Here is a 13667-nt window from a genome sequence, read left to right on the forward strand (position 1 = left end):
CCACGTGTTGGGTGGAACTTAATATCAACAATGTTTTTGCCTTTTATAAATTCGTTTATTTCTCTTTCAAAATCGTCACTTGTACAAGATTCATTCCAAATATATTTAACTTTCATGTTTATCCTCCAACAATTCCGGATTTTCTTGTATTCTTCGTTTAATGGTGCTCCAATCACATTCATAGTAATGCGAAATCCAGTTAATACTTTTACCATCTTTTAAAAATTCTTCTAATTCATCCAAAGGGACGTTAACTGTACGACGAATTCTCATACCTTTCCGCTGATGATTGGCTTTTACAGTCGTTTCTATTTGCTTATCTGTTGTTATATGGCCTTTCATATGATGGCTATTGTGTGCTCCTGCAATCATAATTGCTAAATTATCAATCGAATCATTCATCTTATTTCCATCAAGATGGTGAATGCAGAATCCTCTAGGAATATTATTAAGTACTTCATATTCCATCAATAGCCTATGAACATGGATTTTTACTCCATCTATTGTTACTGCGGCATAGTTTCCGTACTTATAAATGTGCTTAACAGATGTCATAGGCTTTTTAGATTTCCACAAAGAGGCCTCTGTTAAAAGAAATTCATCAACTTCACAATTACAATCGTTAATCCATTTTATTTTTCTTTGAATTTTAACTGTCAATCAAATCACCATCCGTATGTACGTTCCCAATAACTTCAAATTGTTTACCCCAAGAGTCATACAGGCAAGGTTCAATTAAATGCGGACCCACTGGCCTTAAAAACACACCTGGTCTCTTAAACAAATCTTCCGAAGTGATTTCATTAACAGTTGGCTCCATTACTAATTCACTCATATCGGGCCATGCTTTTACAATATCCCCAATATAGATATCCTTTCCGTTCACGTCTGTCAATCCGGTAAACTGTTCGACTGTCTTAGGGTCTACCGAAACCCACCAAGACTGCCAAAGTCCGTCCTCACTTGCTTCTAATACATCGCCATTAATTACTGCGCCATCGCCATACTTGACATAGTCCCCGTAGACAAATGTTCCATCAAAGTCAACTTCATCAATTCCGCTGGCATCTTCCAGCGGAATACCTCTAAACTTAATCATCGCCGCCATCTCCTTTGTAAATAACTAGTGCTGACGGAAACGGTGCCGGATTCCCTGCAACCCCATTCACTTCAAACTTTAGCCTTCCACGAATAAATTCAATATCTGCTTTGTTAAATATAAAGTCATGCCAATAACTTGTATCAGTCCTTGACGGGATTAGAAGAACAATGTTCCCGTCATGGTTTAATGAACTTTCATAAGCCTTTTTAACCCATTTGCGTAGGTCTCTGCCATATGGCGGGTTCAAAAAAAGATTGCCCTTGATATTAGCCCAATTTGTTGACAACGAATCTTGCTCTGGACTAATGAAATTAACACATTTGCTGTTGTCGGTGCGCGCAGTTTCTTTTACGATTTCTGCTTCTGTCAAATTCTCGTCTCCTAAACGGTCTAACTCGTCAAACAAGTGATCGTTCAGCGTACTTAAATTGTGATCAGCAGCCTGTACATCATTCGGTAATTTTTGTTTATTGTTCATTTCTCGTCACCATCCTCAACAGGTCGATACGTCCGCTCAAATACACTTTTTTCAATCGGCCAATGTTCACCATCAATACCGGTTGCAATGTAATCACCAATTCCAAAATACATTTGGCCTTCCAAAGTACTAATGCTGTAGTTGAAAATTATCTGAAATTGATGATCAACAGGTAAGTGCTGGTCACCACCTATAAAATCAACAAGTTCATCATTGATTGAAAACTTTTTAATCATTTCTTTTGAACCATCAAATCGTTCAGCTTCAATCGGCGTCACTCTTACATACTTCATTTTCCCTCCTCATCCGGTGCGTACTCGGCAATGGATTCTAAACCGGTCGAAATCGACCAGTTTAGAACACGAACACGCTGCAAACTAACTATTTTCATGTGCTGTCGCCTTCTCATTCCTATAATCATCAATCCGATATTCTATCCAGTTACGTAAATGAGCCATCTGACCGTGAGACAGGTTAATATCTGCACGCTTCCATCTGTGAAGACTTAACGTTGCATAGTTATCGTGCTCGCTGCTAACCATTTCTGCCTGATCGCTAATGATAAAACTGTCGGTAGCATCGCCTGCCAGCCATCTTTTTATCCACCCAGATAGCTGTAGCAGGTCGTCATGCCCAATTTGTGCCTCACCAAAATGCCAATGACTCTCTATATCAAATCGAGTTCTGCCATGTGAGTCTCGTTTTCCACGCAGACTTTCGATTGGGTTTCCACGTCTATTAAAGTAATGACGGATTTTTAACTGACCCTTTTTGTTGAAATGCATTTCAGTATTAACCGGCCAATTTTTGATTCGTAATTGCCGCATAGTCAACTGTCCTTTCGTTGAATCCGCATCGTGAAACTATCAAACGTGCTGTCGCTGGTTGCCTGTACTTCGTGAGTGAAAACAGCATCTTGTAGGTAGCCGAACTCGTAAGTAATCAGGTTCATGAACAGCTCTAGTGCAATCGTTTCCCTTTCAGGATTAACTCCGCTTTCTTGTACGATTCGAAAGAAACGGCTTATCTCCTTGTCAAACTGCGTCGTGGTCATTGCTACACTTCCAATCCGGTTTGTGTTGGTTGGTTACGGTGATCTTCGACGTTATCAAACGTCACAACGTTGTCTGGATTTCTTGTCATCAATCGGCTTACAATCTTACCGTCATATACCTGTGTCTGCTTATCACCATTCAAATTAGTTGTGATAATGGTCGTCATGCCAATACGTGCCTCGGCAATTCTGAACAACCATTTTTGCGTGTAATCACTTGCAACCTTTTCTCGTTTACTGTTGTCAAACACTGACTCCGATCCAAGGTCGTCCAATACAAGAACATCGACCATTGCACAACGTTTCTCTAAGTTGTTGACCTTGTCTTGTTCAGTCTGGTCATTAGACTTCACAGCGCGTAGTTCCCAGCTGCTCATTTTTGCCACAGAAACGAACATGCAACTCAAACGTGGATTAGCGTTCTCATGAATGTAGTTAAGTATTGAGACCGCCAGATACGTTTTTCCACGACCAGGCAATCCAGTTAACATTGCATTGAACTTTTCGTGCTTAGTGCCAATTCGGTAGGCAATCCCCATAGCCTTTGCGTAGGCAATTCTTTCCGGCGTCCCTTTTGCGGGTTTGTGTTCGTCAAATGTATGATCAAGAACACCGTGCTCAGAATAGACAGACCCTTTTAGCAAGAAGTCACGCTTTTTGTTTTTAAGCCACTCATTGGTCGCCCACAAATCAGCTTTCAACTGACGCTTGTCCCACCAGTCTTGGTATTCCTTGCTATCCTTATCCATCATTGTCATGGCTAAGTCATCAGTGGGCATGTCGATGCCTTTTTCTTTCAAAATACTGGCTGCGTTGTCAACGTCGAAGTTGTCACCTATGCCTTTAAAATCATCTTTTCTCATATTCCTTTCCCCCTAGTACGGAAGGTTATGCGATGGGTCTTTTGGCTTTACAGGCGGCTGACTATTAGGCTTCCAGCGTGCATCGTGAGCCTTGTTATAGGCTTCTAAATCCTTAATGGTAAGAACGTGATGATCTAACCAATCATGTAGAGTTGTGGCCGCATACTTCCATCTACGAGAATTACTATTGAGTGCAGCCTTCATCCCCTCAATGACCATTTGACCAGGTTCTGAAGAACCAGCATTAGCAAAGTCATTAAGTTCTGCATTCATATTTTCAATTTGAAACGCTGTTATTTGTCCGAAACCGTTCTGCTCAAAGAAATCAAAAACACGTTTTCTATCATCATCTATCTCTTTATCCTTACCTAACCTAACCTTACCTAACCTAACCTGGGTTGCCATGTGGTTGCCAGATGGTTGACCATCAATTGATCTATCCGTTAAATCCCCGTCAGAAAGGGAATATACTCCCTTTTCATCAGCAATCAGTTGCTCTTGTTCTGCCTTAAACAATGTTTTCTGATAACGATCCTTTCGAATATAGTTATGCAATCGCCAGTCCCTTATAACAGTTACCCCAGAATCAAACGGGATGATGAACTGCTTGGCTATTAACAATTTCAAATCATCGTCGCTTGACCCAAGCATTCTCATAATGCTTTTAGTATTACCAATGAACCCGTCATCATCTGCGTGCATATTGAGATGAAAGTACAGAACTTGCGAAGTAGCGGGCATATCCAGAAAAGGGTCAGAGTCCGTAATTACTTTGTTAAACATTCTTCGTTGCGCCATTTAACGTCCTCCTACTCTGCTAGAATCTCGCCAACATCGATCGCTGACGTAATTGTCTTGTGCTCACGGCAATACTCACAGTGTCCGCAAGCCGTTGGTGCAACTTCACCGTTCATGACCTGTTCAATGTGGTCGATGTGCTCTTTGATCCAAAACTCTTCTGGTTCTAACCAGACTGAACTTGGATTGATAAGTTCAACATCGCTTGGTGTTTGCTTACTAACCGCCCAGATGAAACATTTGAACGGCTTGCCATACTTCTGTTCCAGCAGTTGGCTGTAAACCCACATTTGCGGTAAATAGTCACGTGCTCTAACAAAGTCAACCATGCCACGGTACTTGTCTGACCATGAACGTTTGCGAATGTCGTCAACCGTCTTATAGTCCATGAAGAAGCCTTGCTCAACGTTCAGTGCATCAATCTTGCCTTTCCAGTTGTAGCCAAACAGCTTGCCAGTCATAATGACCTCATGCTTACAGGTGCTGTCCATGTTGGTGAACAATTGCTCATCACAGAGGCGGTCAATCATCTGCTCGCCAACTTTGAAGTTAGCTTTTAGGTGACCTTTGCTAGCGCCACGAGTGCTGATAATTTCTGGGTGTGCATCAATGAATGCTTGATGGGCTTCCTTGCTCTCAAAGAACGAATGAACGAAGTTACCAACCAGCAGTGCGTCTTTGTTCGACTGTTCGTAGTCACCTTTTAGCAGTGCTAGTTCAGCGGCTTCACACGACATCATCTGTTTGAATACTGACGGTGACATGTACTGAAAGTCCGTGTCATGGTCGTAATAGTTTTTATGATTGAGGGTTATCATGCTGGTTGAAGATGTCGCCTTGGTGGACGTCTGGTTCTTCGTCTTCATGGTCGATGACAACGTTGTGTCCGTCTTCGTCAACTGTGTCAGCCCCCTTTGATGATTGGCTCTGTTCAAAGCCGTTGATAATATCCTCAGCGGTTGATGACGGCTTAGCAGCCTTGCTAGTCACTGCCGATTCAGCACTTAGGCTGGATGACTTTTCAGCCGACGTCGCTGTGCTTGCTGGTTGTGATGATTGACTAACCGTCGATGATTGTTGTGACTGAGTGCTTGATTGAAAGTTATTCAGCAAGTCCTGTGTATCCTTAGATTCGGCTGCTGGTGTAACATCCTTACGGTTATCGTTATCGTATTCATCAGAAGTCGTGTCATTGACTGCCTGAACAAACAAGTCGCTGTCGTCACTCGTATTGATGAACAACTTAGCCGCTCGGTTAATCACCGTCCGCTTAGCCATTTCGTCTGGATACTCTTTTTGCACTTTTGTAGTTCGTGCATGAGACCATGAGACATCAATCTGCTTCTTTGTCATGATGGTGAATGACTTTGTACCGTCGTCCTTTTCAATGACACAGACGGCGTGTGTGATAGGTTTATCGAGGTCATCAACGTGCACTTGCCACTTTGTAACTACGAGTTGGTCACCATCAGCACCAACTTCAAAATCGTTACCTTGACGAACTACATACGCCTCAATGTTCTTAACACCGTGTAGTCGCTTAACAACAGCCATTGAACCCATGTAAGAACGAGTTAACGTACACGTCTTACCGTATGGGATGAAGTAACACTGGTTCTTTGCTGGTGAAAGGCCTTGAATTGCCATATCCAGCAAAGCTTTTGCCACTGTGCCTCGATCACATTTCTGTAAGATTGACTGACCAGCTGACGAATCATCCAGAATCAACCATGCGGCATTTAACGCATTACCAACTGAGTAGTTTTGTGGCAACGACAAGCCTTGGTGCTGCTGCATTTCAATAATTTGATTACTTACTTGTGTGACTAATTCGTTTGCCATTAAGCCGCATCCCCTTCATTTGCCACAGTCGCACCAATTGATTCCAAAATTGTGTTGCTGTCTACGTAGTTATCAGACGTTAACCAGTCGAACACATCAGCAGCCGAGTTATCCTCGATAAGCGTGCTAACTAAGTCAATGATGTTGTCGTGTTCAACGGTCAACGTGTATAGCCACTTATCGACATCTTCGTCAGCAATCAAATCACCGTGATACATCCAAACCTTCTGATACGTGTACGTCATATCTCCTTTATAATCAGTGCCAAACTCAACACGGTTATCGACTGGATCACCAACCATGTGGTTCTGTAAGTCACGTGCATTAGTCATGCTTTTTACCTCCCAATATTTTTTGCTTATATAAACCGAGTTGCTTCTTACTAGCATTGATAGTTGCTAGTGCGGTTGCTGAGCTACCAGTCATCAATCCGCCTTCACGTTGCATCTGAATCAGTGGCTCACGTTGATGTTTAAGAATGGTGAATACATCGTCTAGCACACCTTTTTCAATCTGATGAAGCTGCTCAACAGTCAATCCTGATGTGGATGCCATTTGCGTTCCCTGCCTTTCTGATAGATAATGTTGTCGAATAATTTATTTCTAAGCGGTCGATTGGAGTGCCAGCTCCAATCGGCCTTTTTGTGTGGCTGCATAGTCTGTAAACCTGCTAGTGCTAACTTTTCGTTGATGGTGTCGCCTTCCTTCGTGTGAGATAATAACGATAAATATTTGGAGGCATCATAATGGAACTAATAACTACTCGTGCAGAAACCGGCTACTCAACTCCGGCAAGTGTTGAAATTCAAATCCCTAAATTTTGTCCTCGGTGCGGAGCTGGTAATAACCCCACTAATCTCAGGCAAACTATGCAAGCATTTTCAGACGGAAATGTTTATTATTTTTCTCATCAATGCCCTTTGTGTAAGCAATTCCATTTCACAATCCAGCAAGGCAGTTCAGAACAATCAACAAAACTTCATCTTTTGACCGTTTATCCCAATACTTCTAGTCAAAAATTTTCTGAACAAATCGAATCCTTTTCTCCACGATTTGTTTCGGTTTTTAATCAAGCGTATCGTTCCGAGCAACGAGGTGATTTAACCATAGCTGGTATCGGATATAGAGCCGCAATGGAAATACTAGTCAAGGACTATGCTTTTAAACACCCTATTAGCGAAGATACCGAAGACACGAAGCAAAAGGTAGCCCATCGTAACCTTTACAGAACCTTGGATAAATACTTCAAGGATGATGATGTTTTAAAGGCCGGTGACGTCGTTAGAGACCGTGGTGACGATTACGCTCACTGGGATCATCCAGACGATTTTGATGAAAAATACGAGCTGGAACTTATGAAACGTTATTTGAGTTTTGTAGTTGAAAAAATCGATACAAAATTATGGATTGAAAACGCCCCATACAAGCGCAATTAGTCTCCGTACTCAAAAACCTTTTTGCCATCCATGTCGTAGTAGTGATGAATGTATCTAACTAAGTTGCCCATAGAACCATCACCTTTGCGTGTTACTATATGAATCATTTTGACAACTTCGACTTTGTCGGGATCGTTTTCTTGTATTTTTGCCATTACTTCTTCCTTACTTGGATGCTCCATATTTTTCCCTCCCCGTCAGCCATTAGGCTGGCTTTTTTATTTGTCCTGAAACTCTTGTAAATCGTGTTTCAACGTTTGTATCGGATGAAGCCTCTTCCAGTGGTCAAACATCGTGCGACGATTGATTTGTACATAACGTGTGCCGTAGCCAGCCAGATAAATTGCAGCTGACCACAAGATGAATCCTGTTAACTCGTATGTGACTGTCATACTAGTTACCTCGTTTCATGTAGACATCGTGGTACCACTGTGACCACTCAGGATTGAGCCAGTGATATCCGTTAGCCTCTTTCTTGAATAGGCGTAATTGAATAACTTCTGGATCCGTCGTGAACTTCTTCAAGAACGTGGCACTATCTGAATAATTTGTGACTTCCATTGCTTGTTTGGTGCTGATGCAAGCACGAAGATATGGAATGCGTTGCTTAAAGACCGCTATTTCTTTAGCAACACCAATCTTCACTTTTGCATCAATAATTGAATCTACTGAATCTGTCATAATCATCACTGCCTTAATATTTGTTGCTGACTAAGTTCAAGTTAGGCACCTTGCTCCAGCAATAATTTAAAAGTTGCACGCCCTTTTGGTGTGATGAGAGTCTGAATGAACGTCTTGTCTGTCCATTCACTTACTGATTCACGATATTCAAACAAGTCATGGTCGTACTTTGCGTAGTGCTTTAGCTGCTTGTTGCGTCCGTTGTTTCGATACACGTATTTGTGTTCAAGTAACCAGTTGATGAATGCCTTCTGACCAATGTGTAATTCCTTGGCAGTATCTCGAAAGTTAGTTAACAGGTTTCGTTCAACCAAGTCGTCGAAGTAGTCAACTTTCGGCTGCATCAACCGCTTTTCTTCATTCAACTGCTGAACCTCTGCTTGCGATTCTTTGTACCGTGTCAGAACCTCAATCATCGTGTCAGGGTTGCTCAGCAATTGCTCAACCTTTGCTGGTTCCATGTACATCCCCTGCTCACGAATGGTGGGAAGAACCATGCTAGTCACCCAATGCTTGAACCGCTTGGCTGACGGAAGCTTGCTACCGAACACTAAGGAGTAGACACCAGACTCATTAATAACAATCATTTTCTGGATTCCACCAGGGGTGTCCATTTCGTTCACCCCTTTATCCTCGACATCAACGTGATCTCGAATTGCCTTTAAGGGATTTGAATATCCCAAGACTTCTGCTACATCCTTGCCAACAAAAACGGCCTCGTCCTTTATTAAAGAAGTTCGAATGTCTGAACCTTCAAACACGAAATTCATTAATTCGTTCATTTTGATTTCTCCTTTCTTGCCTCATCCAGAATAAAACTCGATGTAACCCCTAAATAACTCGCGACATCCTGTAAGCTGTCAGCTGCAGGCATGTGATGATCCCACGTACTAAGACGACCATTTGACAGTTCGAGGTCTTGCTCTATTTTTCGAATACTCGTATTTTTTTCACCCGCAAGCCTTCGAACTACCGTGTATACAGACATGCACTTCACCTCCATAAAATTTATTCGAAGAAAAATATAGATGTCTATTGACGATTCACCGAACATATTCTATTATTAACACATAACAAATAAGCCTTTAAACGGCTGTTCTATCGGCTTCCGTTAATTAATAGATGTCTATATTTTCTATATGCTCCCTCAAGCACAAGGTAATAATAGCACCGATAATTTTCGGAGTCAATGGAAAAACACAAAATATTTTCGGAGGCTCACATGAACACTTTGTATCAACGCATTAAAGGCCTTGCAGATATACATCACATAAGTCTTGCCCAGGTCGAACGAGATTTGAATTTTTCAAATGGAATAATATCAACTTGGAAGACTGGTAAGGCGAGTTCCGATAAAGTTACTGCTATTGCAAAATACTTTGATGTATCTACAGACTACCTATTAGGAATGGACGACAAGCAGAGCAAAGATATAGATGCGATGACCAACAATCAAAAACTCATAGCCTACTCGATTGATCCAGACGTTTCTAATGAAGAGCGGGATGCCATTATCGAAATGGTTAAACAGGCCATGAAATTTCGCAAACGACTGTAAGGTGATTTTATGAACGATCTTGAACGTATTGAAGATATGTATCCAGACTTAAGATTTTGGGGTGTTGAAGTTAATAACCCTGCATATCACGGTCATATCGAGGGAAAAGACGTATACATAAATGTACTGCAAAACGATCTTGACTGGCTAAAAACTGCTCTTCATGAGGCCTCACATTATGAAAACGATACTGGTGACCTTAGTAACGTCCGGTACATGGCAACACTTCGTGCCGAAAAATGGGCTATGTTTGAGGCCCAAGAAAAATACAAAACAATGTTCAAATAACACTCTGTCCAAATACTGAAGACGCTAAAAGCTGACATCATTCTAGGGGAAAATAATATGATTACACTGCTATTATTAATTTTTGTTGGTTGGTTAATTGCTCAAGGAATATATACACACAAACGCCATAAAAAAGTTCGTGATGAAATGCCCGAAGGATCAAGCTTCAAAGATATTAAGGTCGATTTATCAGACATAAGAAAAATCAATGCGCCACAGTCTCTACAATCAATCGTTGTTACGCCAAATAAAACAGTCTACTTTAGTGGGAACCCTGATAAAAAACGTTATCTGATGACTGGAATTGAATTTCAGGCTCAATTTAATTCACAAATATCCGGTAAAGGCGGCTCGGCATTTTTAGGTGGTGCACTGTTAGGAGCAACTGGCGCCATGATTGGGGCAAGTGGTAAGAAAAAGGTAACCACAACAGAAAAAGACTCAACAGCTCTACTCCATCTTGTTGAAACCGACTCTAAAAAAGAAATTGTCATTGCAGTTAATAAAGTCAACAGTTCTTCAGCTAATGAACTCAAGAAAAACTACCTAGCTACTGACTATGATGTTCAACAGTTTTTTAGCAAAACGGAAAATGATGATTCGAAAGCTATAGAACCAGCTGCAACTAGCCAAAAAAATAATAATGGTGTAGACGTGCCACCTTTGGACGCCACTGATAAAATTTCTAAATACAAATCACTGCTCGATTCTGGTGCAATTACGCAAGAAGAATTTGATGCAAAGAAGAAACAACTTCTAAATTTGTAATCAACAATATCTGGGGGATATCATGAAGAAATCAATTACATTAGGGATAACAGTGTTAAGTGCACTACTACTAACGGCCTGTGGTAATAGCAGTTCTAAAAGTTCAAGTAGCAGTTCAAACTCTAAAACACGAGTTACCAAGTCTGAAAAGCAAAAGAAAGCTAAGCAAGAATCGATTGCTAAGGCCAATTCAGAATCAATTTCAGAAAGCAAAGATAAAGCTAGTAAGGAGGCTGAGTCTAACTCTAAGGCAGCCGCTCAATCGCAGAGCAATGCCGAATCTAGTTCTGTTGCTGCAGCCCAATCATCTACTCAAACAGAAGCTAGTTCAACTGCGGCCTCACAAGCTTCAAGCACGGCTACAGCCAAACCACAAACTCAGCAATCACAGACAACTGCACAGCAACCTAGTCAGCAACTAACACAGAGTCAAATCAATATGCAAAAGGGTGTTGATCCTAAAGGAAACCCGTTATTGCCTGGGCAGGATCATGCAGCAGGCGACGATGTTTATGGTAACTCTGATTCATGGGTTAAAGGCCAAGATGAAGAAGAAATTCAAGACGGCTACTTAAACCCAGATGGAACTGAGACGCAAAAAGGCAAAGACGCTGATAGCGAAGTCGAAGCAAACGCTGACACTGATGATGACACAGACTTTGGTTACTAAGTTGGGAGATAAATAGCATGTTGCTTTTATTAGCAATCATCTTTTGCTGGGCCACTTATAAATTCTTTACTAAATGGGTCTGGATTCTAATACCAATTGTTTTAGTGGCCTCTGGTGGCTCATGGCTCATTCATCACCCGTCTGCAGTCGTGCTAGTCGTTGCTATTATTGCTGGTATCTATGACTTGATCTACAGACACTACCACAATGGACAAGACCCGTTCTTAAAGCAGACCAAATAAAAAGCACACCCTTTCGGATGTGCAACACAGACCCGTAGCTTAGTTGGTTAGAGCGCTCAACTTATAATTGAGAGATGGTTGTTCGTGGTCAGAAGATGACAGATATTGTGTACTAGTCAGATGGGATGACTTTAAAGACAATCCAAACAACTACATTGATCAAGCCTTTGACAAGAGATCAGAGCCAATTGCCAATCAAGTAACGGTTTTTCCAAAATAAATCAGTCTTGAATTAACTGATATGTTTCTTCAAAGATATCTTTTCGCACGGGCCACTGCTCGCCTTTGTTTCCAGTAATAATCCAATCACCGATATTAGCATGCATGGTTCCTTCTAGAGTTTTTATATCCATTGGTTTGGTTGTTTGGTAAGCATCAACGACGATTGGACGTTTAACGGCTTTATAACGAACCATAGTGCACCTCCTACTTCTTCAATCATTACAGGCGATTATACACCGAGCACAATAAAAGCACACCCTCATCCCCGACCAAAGTTTTGAGAGTGTGCTGACTATGAAAGACTCAATGAGTCTTATTTTGGTGGAGCGCTTATGTCTCCGCGATGTTTTTATTATATCACTGAAAGGAGTGATGCCGAAAGTACCAACCTACCCTAACCGCTATTAGGGTAACTGAATCTGCCAAAGTACCACTGTCTTCACAAAGGAGACAGAGAATTATGTCAAAACCAAAAAAATTAAAGAATGGTCGTTGGCGAGTTGTCGCTCGCTATAAGGACATTGTAACAGGAGAATGGACCAGTAAAACAAAAACATTTGATACGTCCACTAATGCTCGTGCATGGCAGGCTGATATACTGGCCAACGCTAACATCGGCAAATCTTCTCAGAGCATTACCCTTGGTAAATACATCCCCCATTGGATTGACTTGTATAAACGTCCATTCGTTGAACAGAAAACTATCAACCGAATTAGTGTTGATATGAAACACGCTTTAAAGTTTTTCACGCCATACAAACACATGGACGAAATCACTAAAGGAAACTATCAGTTGTGGCTCAACACAGAAGCTAATAACTACTCCCATCAAACGGTGCGATCCATGCACAATTCTTTTAAAGCTATGATGAACACAGCTGTTGATGAAGGCGTCATTTTCAAGAATCCTTGTATCGGTGCCAAGTTTGCTGGCGTTGAAGAAGTTCAGTCAGCAATACACCCTAAGCAAAAGGTCTTAACGCTTGATGAATTCAAACGACTACTGACTGCCGTTGAACAGTCTGATGACTGTGCCTCAAAGTATCTGTGCTTGCTGCAAGCCTTTACTGGAGTACGTATTGGTGAAGCTTTAGGCCTTGAATGGTCAAAGATAGATTTTAAACATCACACAATCTTGATAGATGGACAGTATGACTATTCACTAACACGAAAAAGAATTCATCTAAAAGACCACACAAAGCCGCGCACAATCATTGTAGAACCTCTGCTGGTTAATTACCTTAGTTACTACCGAAAATGGCAACAGCGGCAGTTTGTGGGTCGTAAAGTAGTGAATTTCAGCCCGTACTCTTACCTCTTCACAGATATTCAAGGTACTAACACACCTATCAACCCAACATCAGTCAATAAGTTTCTTGAACGTAAGTGTAAGGATATCGGCATCACACGTATCACCTCACATGGTTGGCGACGCACACAAGCCACTTTAATGACACTTGCACAGATTGATCCTAAGTTCATTGCAAACTATCTAGGGCACTCTGTGGATACGTTACAAAGATACTATGTAATTGAAACTGATGACCTGATTAAGCAAGGCCAACAGATGAGAACTAACTTCATGGAAAACCAAGTTCTCGGCAACGACTAAGCGTAGCTCGTTGCTAACTCGTTGCTTTTTCAAAATAAGGCGGCTGTAAAGCA

At 41.4% G+C, this 13667-nt stretch carries 23 protein-coding genes; 6 read left to right on the top strand and 17 right to left on the bottom strand.

Going from position 1 to position 13667, the window contains the following annotated elements; genetic code table 11:
- Positions 1-105: 105 nt before the first annotated feature.
- The 12 genes from ABUE36_RS10550 to ABUE36_RS10605 form a co-directional block, all read right to left on the bottom strand.
- Complete coding sequence (locus ABUE36_RS10550; RefSeq protein WP_421016717.1) at positions 106-660, bottom strand: HNH endonuclease; 555 nt, start codon at positions 658-660, stop codon at positions 106-108.
- The gene (locus tag ABUE36_RS10555) at positions 650-1099 is read right to left on the bottom strand and encodes a YopX family protein (protein WP_421016718.1); all 450 of its coding nucleotides are present in this window, start codon (positions 1097-1099) and stop codon (positions 650-652) included. The genes ABUE36_RS10550 and ABUE36_RS10555 overlap by 11 nt, the downstream gene beginning before the upstream one ends.
- Positions 1092-1580, bottom strand: a complete 489-nt coding sequence (locus tag ABUE36_RS10560; RefSeq protein ID WP_421016719.1) for a DNA N-6-adenine-methyltransferase — start codon at positions 1578-1580, stop codon at positions 1092-1094. The genes ABUE36_RS10555 and ABUE36_RS10560 overlap by 8 nt, the downstream gene beginning before the upstream one ends.
- A complete protein-coding gene (locus tag ABUE36_RS10565) occupies positions 1577-1873 on the bottom strand; it encodes a hypothetical protein (protein WP_421016720.1) in 297 nt (98 codons plus the stop codon). Before ABUE36_RS10565 ends, ABUE36_RS10560 begins: the two co-directional genes overlap by 4 nt.
- An 84-nt stretch (positions 1874-1957) precedes the next feature.
- A complete protein-coding gene (locus ABUE36_RS10570; RefSeq protein ID WP_421016721.1) occupies positions 1958-2407 on the bottom strand; it encodes a hypothetical protein in 450 nt (149 codons plus the stop codon).
- A gap of 2 nt (positions 2408-2409) precedes the next feature.
- On the bottom strand, positions 2410-2634 hold the full coding sequence (locus tag ABUE36_RS10575) for a hypothetical protein (protein WP_421016722.1): 225 nt from the start codon (positions 2632-2634) through the stop codon (positions 2410-2412).
- Positions 2635-2636: 2 nt separating this feature from the next.
- Positions 2637-3497, bottom strand: coding sequence for an ATP-binding protein (locus ABUE36_RS10580; RefSeq protein WP_421016723.1), 861 nt, complete (start codon positions 3495-3497; stop codon positions 2637-2639).
- A 12-nt stretch (positions 3498-3509) separates the two neighbouring features.
- Entirely contained in the window at positions 3510-4295 is a 786-nt protein-coding gene (locus tag ABUE36_RS10585; protein WP_421016724.1) for a DnaD domain protein, read from the bottom strand.
- A gap of 11 nt (positions 4296-4306) precedes the next feature.
- Positions 4307-5113 carry a PD-(D/E)XK nuclease-like domain-containing protein gene (locus ABUE36_RS10590; RefSeq protein WP_421016725.1) on the bottom strand — a complete coding sequence of 269 codons (807 nt, stop codon included), beginning with the start codon at positions 5111-5113 and terminating at the stop codon, positions 4307-4309.
- Positions 5094-6137, bottom strand: coding sequence for a recombinase RecT (locus ABUE36_RS10595; RefSeq protein ID WP_421016726.1), 1044 nt, complete (start codon positions 6135-6137; stop codon positions 5094-5096). Before ABUE36_RS10595 ends, ABUE36_RS10590 begins: the two co-directional genes overlap by 20 nt.
- Entirely contained in the window at positions 6137-6469 is a 333-nt protein-coding gene (locus ABUE36_RS10600; RefSeq protein WP_421016727.1) for a hypothetical protein, read from the bottom strand. Before ABUE36_RS10600 ends, ABUE36_RS10595 begins: the two co-directional genes overlap by 1 nt.
- A complete protein-coding gene (locus ABUE36_RS10605; RefSeq protein ID WP_421016728.1) occupies positions 6462-6692 on the bottom strand; it encodes a hypothetical protein in 231 nt (76 codons plus the stop codon). The genes ABUE36_RS10600 and ABUE36_RS10605 overlap by 8 nt, the downstream gene beginning before the upstream one ends.
- A 191-nt stretch (positions 6693-6883) precedes the next feature.
- Between ABUE36_RS10605 and ABUE36_RS10610 the strand changes: the two genes are divergently transcribed.
- Positions 6884-7573: a hypothetical protein gene (locus ABUE36_RS10610; RefSeq protein WP_421016729.1), complete on the top strand. Its 690-nt coding sequence runs from the start codon at positions 6884-6886 to the stop codon at positions 7571-7573.
- Here ABUE36_RS10610 and ABUE36_RS10615 read toward each other — a convergent pair.
- Genes ABUE36_RS10615 through ABUE36_RS10630 form a run of 4 tightly spaced genes read right to left on the bottom strand, consistent with a single transcriptional unit; the run spans position 7570 to position 9036 of the window.
- Positions 7570-7755 (bottom strand): hypothetical protein, encoded by a 186-nt coding sequence (locus tag ABUE36_RS10615; protein ID WP_421016730.1) that lies wholly within the window; start codon positions 7753-7755, stop codon positions 7570-7572. The two genes, ABUE36_RS10610 and ABUE36_RS10615, sit on opposite strands and share 4 nt — an antisense overlap.
- Before the next feature lie 36 nt (positions 7756-7791).
- Positions 7792-7965, bottom strand: a complete 174-nt coding sequence (locus tag ABUE36_RS10620) for a hypothetical protein (protein WP_421016731.1) — start codon at positions 7963-7965, stop codon at positions 7792-7794.
- A gap of 1 nt (position 7966) precedes the next feature.
- Entirely contained in the window at positions 7967-8254 is a 288-nt protein-coding gene (locus ABUE36_RS10625) for a hypothetical protein (protein ID WP_421016732.1), read from the bottom strand.
- 41 nt (positions 8255-8295) lie between these two features.
- Entirely contained in the window at positions 8296-9036 is a 741-nt protein-coding gene (locus ABUE36_RS10630; RefSeq protein WP_421016733.1) for a BRO family protein, read from the bottom strand.
- A 440-nt stretch (positions 9037-9476) separates the two neighbouring features.
- Between ABUE36_RS10630 and ABUE36_RS10635 the strand changes: the two genes are divergently transcribed.
- From ABUE36_RS10635 to ABUE36_RS10650, 4 genes are read left to right on the top strand one after another with little or no spacing between them, the layout of a single operon-like run.
- Positions 9477-9812, top strand: coding sequence for a helix-turn-helix domain-containing protein (locus ABUE36_RS10635; RefSeq protein ID WP_186337554.1), 336 nt, complete (start codon positions 9477-9479; stop codon positions 9810-9812).
- A 9-nt stretch (positions 9813-9821) separates the two neighbouring features.
- Positions 9822-10100 carry a hypothetical protein gene (locus ABUE36_RS10640; RefSeq protein WP_161000790.1) on the top strand — a complete coding sequence of 93 codons (279 nt, stop codon included), beginning with the start codon at positions 9822-9824 and terminating at the stop codon, positions 10098-10100.
- A 57-nt stretch (positions 10101-10157) separates the two neighbouring features.
- Positions 10158-10868, top strand: a complete 711-nt coding sequence (locus ABUE36_RS10645; RefSeq protein ID WP_421016734.1) for an SHOCT domain-containing protein — start codon at positions 10158-10160, stop codon at positions 10866-10868.
- Between the two features lie 22 nt (positions 10869-10890).
- On the top strand, positions 10891-11538 hold the full coding sequence (locus tag ABUE36_RS10650; protein WP_421016735.1) for a hypothetical protein: 648 nt from the start codon (positions 10891-10893) through the stop codon (positions 11536-11538).
- 463 nt (positions 11539-12001) lie between these two features.
- Here the strand turns inward: ABUE36_RS10650 and ABUE36_RS10655 are convergent, their stop codons facing one another.
- A complete protein-coding gene (locus tag ABUE36_RS10655) occupies positions 12002-12196 on the bottom strand; it encodes a hypothetical protein (protein ID WP_287707293.1) in 195 nt (64 codons plus the stop codon).
- A gap of 266 nt (positions 12197-12462) precedes the next feature.
- On the opposite strand from ABUE36_RS10655, the gene ABUE36_RS10660 reads away from it, so the two are divergent.
- On the top strand, positions 12463-13614 hold the full coding sequence (locus ABUE36_RS10660) for a tyrosine-type recombinase/integrase (protein ID WP_421016736.1): 1152 nt from the start codon (positions 12463-12465) through the stop codon (positions 13612-13614).
- Positions 13615-13667: the final 53 nt, after the last annotated feature.

Origin of the sequence: Furfurilactobacillus cerevisiae (assembly GCF_048961765.1) — a bacterium.
Taxonomy (GTDB): Bacteria; Bacillota; Bacilli; order Lactobacillales; family Lactobacillaceae; genus Furfurilactobacillus; species Furfurilactobacillus milii_A.

Coding starts and splice junctions, on each gene's coding strand:
- ABUE36_RS10655 (WP_287707293.1), bottom strand. CDS start 12,196: ATGGTTCGTTATAAAGCCGTTAAACGTCCAATCGTCGTTGATGCTTAC.
- ABUE36_RS10580 (WP_421016723.1), bottom strand. CDS start 3,497: ATGAGAAAAGATGATTTTAAAGGCATAGGTGACAACTTCGACGTTGAC.
- ABUE36_RS10650 (WP_421016735.1), top strand. CDS start 10,891: ATGAAGAAATCAATTACATTAGGGATAACAGTGTTAAGTGCACTACTA.
- ABUE36_RS10590 (WP_421016725.1), bottom strand. CDS start 5,113: ATGATAACCCTCAATCATAAAAACTATTACGACCATGACACGGACTTT.
- ABUE36_RS10635 (WP_186337554.1), top strand. CDS start 9,477: ATGAACACTTTGTATCAACGCATTAAAGGCCTTGCAGATATACATCAC.
- ABUE36_RS10585 (WP_421016724.1), bottom strand. CDS start 4,295: ATGGCGCAACGAAGAATGTTTAACAAAGTAATTACGGACTCTGACCCT.
- ABUE36_RS10605 (WP_421016728.1), bottom strand. CDS start 6,692: ATGGCATCCACATCAGGATTGACTGTTGAGCAGCTTCATCAGATTGAA.
- ABUE36_RS10620 (WP_421016731.1), bottom strand. CDS start 7,965: ATGACAGTCACATACGAGTTAACAGGATTCATCTTGTGGTCAGCTGCA.
- ABUE36_RS10560 (WP_421016719.1), bottom strand. CDS start 1,580: ATGAACAATAAACAAAAATTACCGAATGATGTACAGGCTGCTGATCAC.
- ABUE36_RS10660 (WP_421016736.1), top strand. CDS start 12,463: ATGTCAAAACCAAAAAAATTAAAGAATGGTCGTTGGCGAGTTGTCGCT.
- ABUE36_RS10630 (WP_421016733.1), bottom strand. CDS start 9,036: ATGAACGAATTAATGAATTTCGTGTTTGAAGGTTCAGACATTCGAACT.
- ABUE36_RS10640 (WP_161000790.1), top strand. CDS start 9,822: ATGAACGATCTTGAACGTATTGAAGATATGTATCCAGACTTAAGATTT.
- ABUE36_RS10575 (WP_421016722.1), bottom strand. CDS start 2,634: ATGACCACGACGCAGTTTGACAAGGAGATAAGCCGTTTCTTTCGAATC.
- ABUE36_RS10615 (WP_421016730.1), bottom strand. CDS start 7,755: ATGGAGCATCCAAGTAAGGAAGAAGTAATGGCAAAAATACAAGAAAAC.
- ABUE36_RS10625 (WP_421016732.1), bottom strand. CDS start 8,254: ATGACAGATTCAGTAGATTCAATTATTGATGCAAAAGTGAAGATTGGT.
- ABUE36_RS10600 (WP_421016727.1), bottom strand. CDS start 6,469: ATGACTAATGCACGTGACTTACAGAACCACATGGTTGGTGATCCAGTC.
- ABUE36_RS10595 (WP_421016726.1), bottom strand. CDS start 6,137: ATGGCAAACGAATTAGTCACACAAGTAAGTAATCAAATTATTGAAATG.
- ABUE36_RS10610 (WP_421016729.1), top strand. CDS start 6,884: ATGGAACTAATAACTACTCGTGCAGAAACCGGCTACTCAACTCCGGCA.
- ABUE36_RS10570 (WP_421016721.1), bottom strand. CDS start 2,407: ATGCGGCAATTACGAATCAAAAATTGGCCGGTTAATACTGAAATGCAT.
- ABUE36_RS10565 (WP_421016720.1), bottom strand. CDS start 1,873: ATGAAGTATGTAAGAGTGACGCCGATTGAAGCTGAACGATTTGATGGT.
- ABUE36_RS10645 (WP_421016734.1), top strand. CDS start 10,158: ATGATTACACTGCTATTATTAATTTTTGTTGGTTGGTTAATTGCTCAA.
- ABUE36_RS10555 (WP_421016718.1), bottom strand. CDS start 1,099: ATGATTAAGTTTAGAGGTATTCCGCTGGAAGATGCCAGCGGAATTGAT.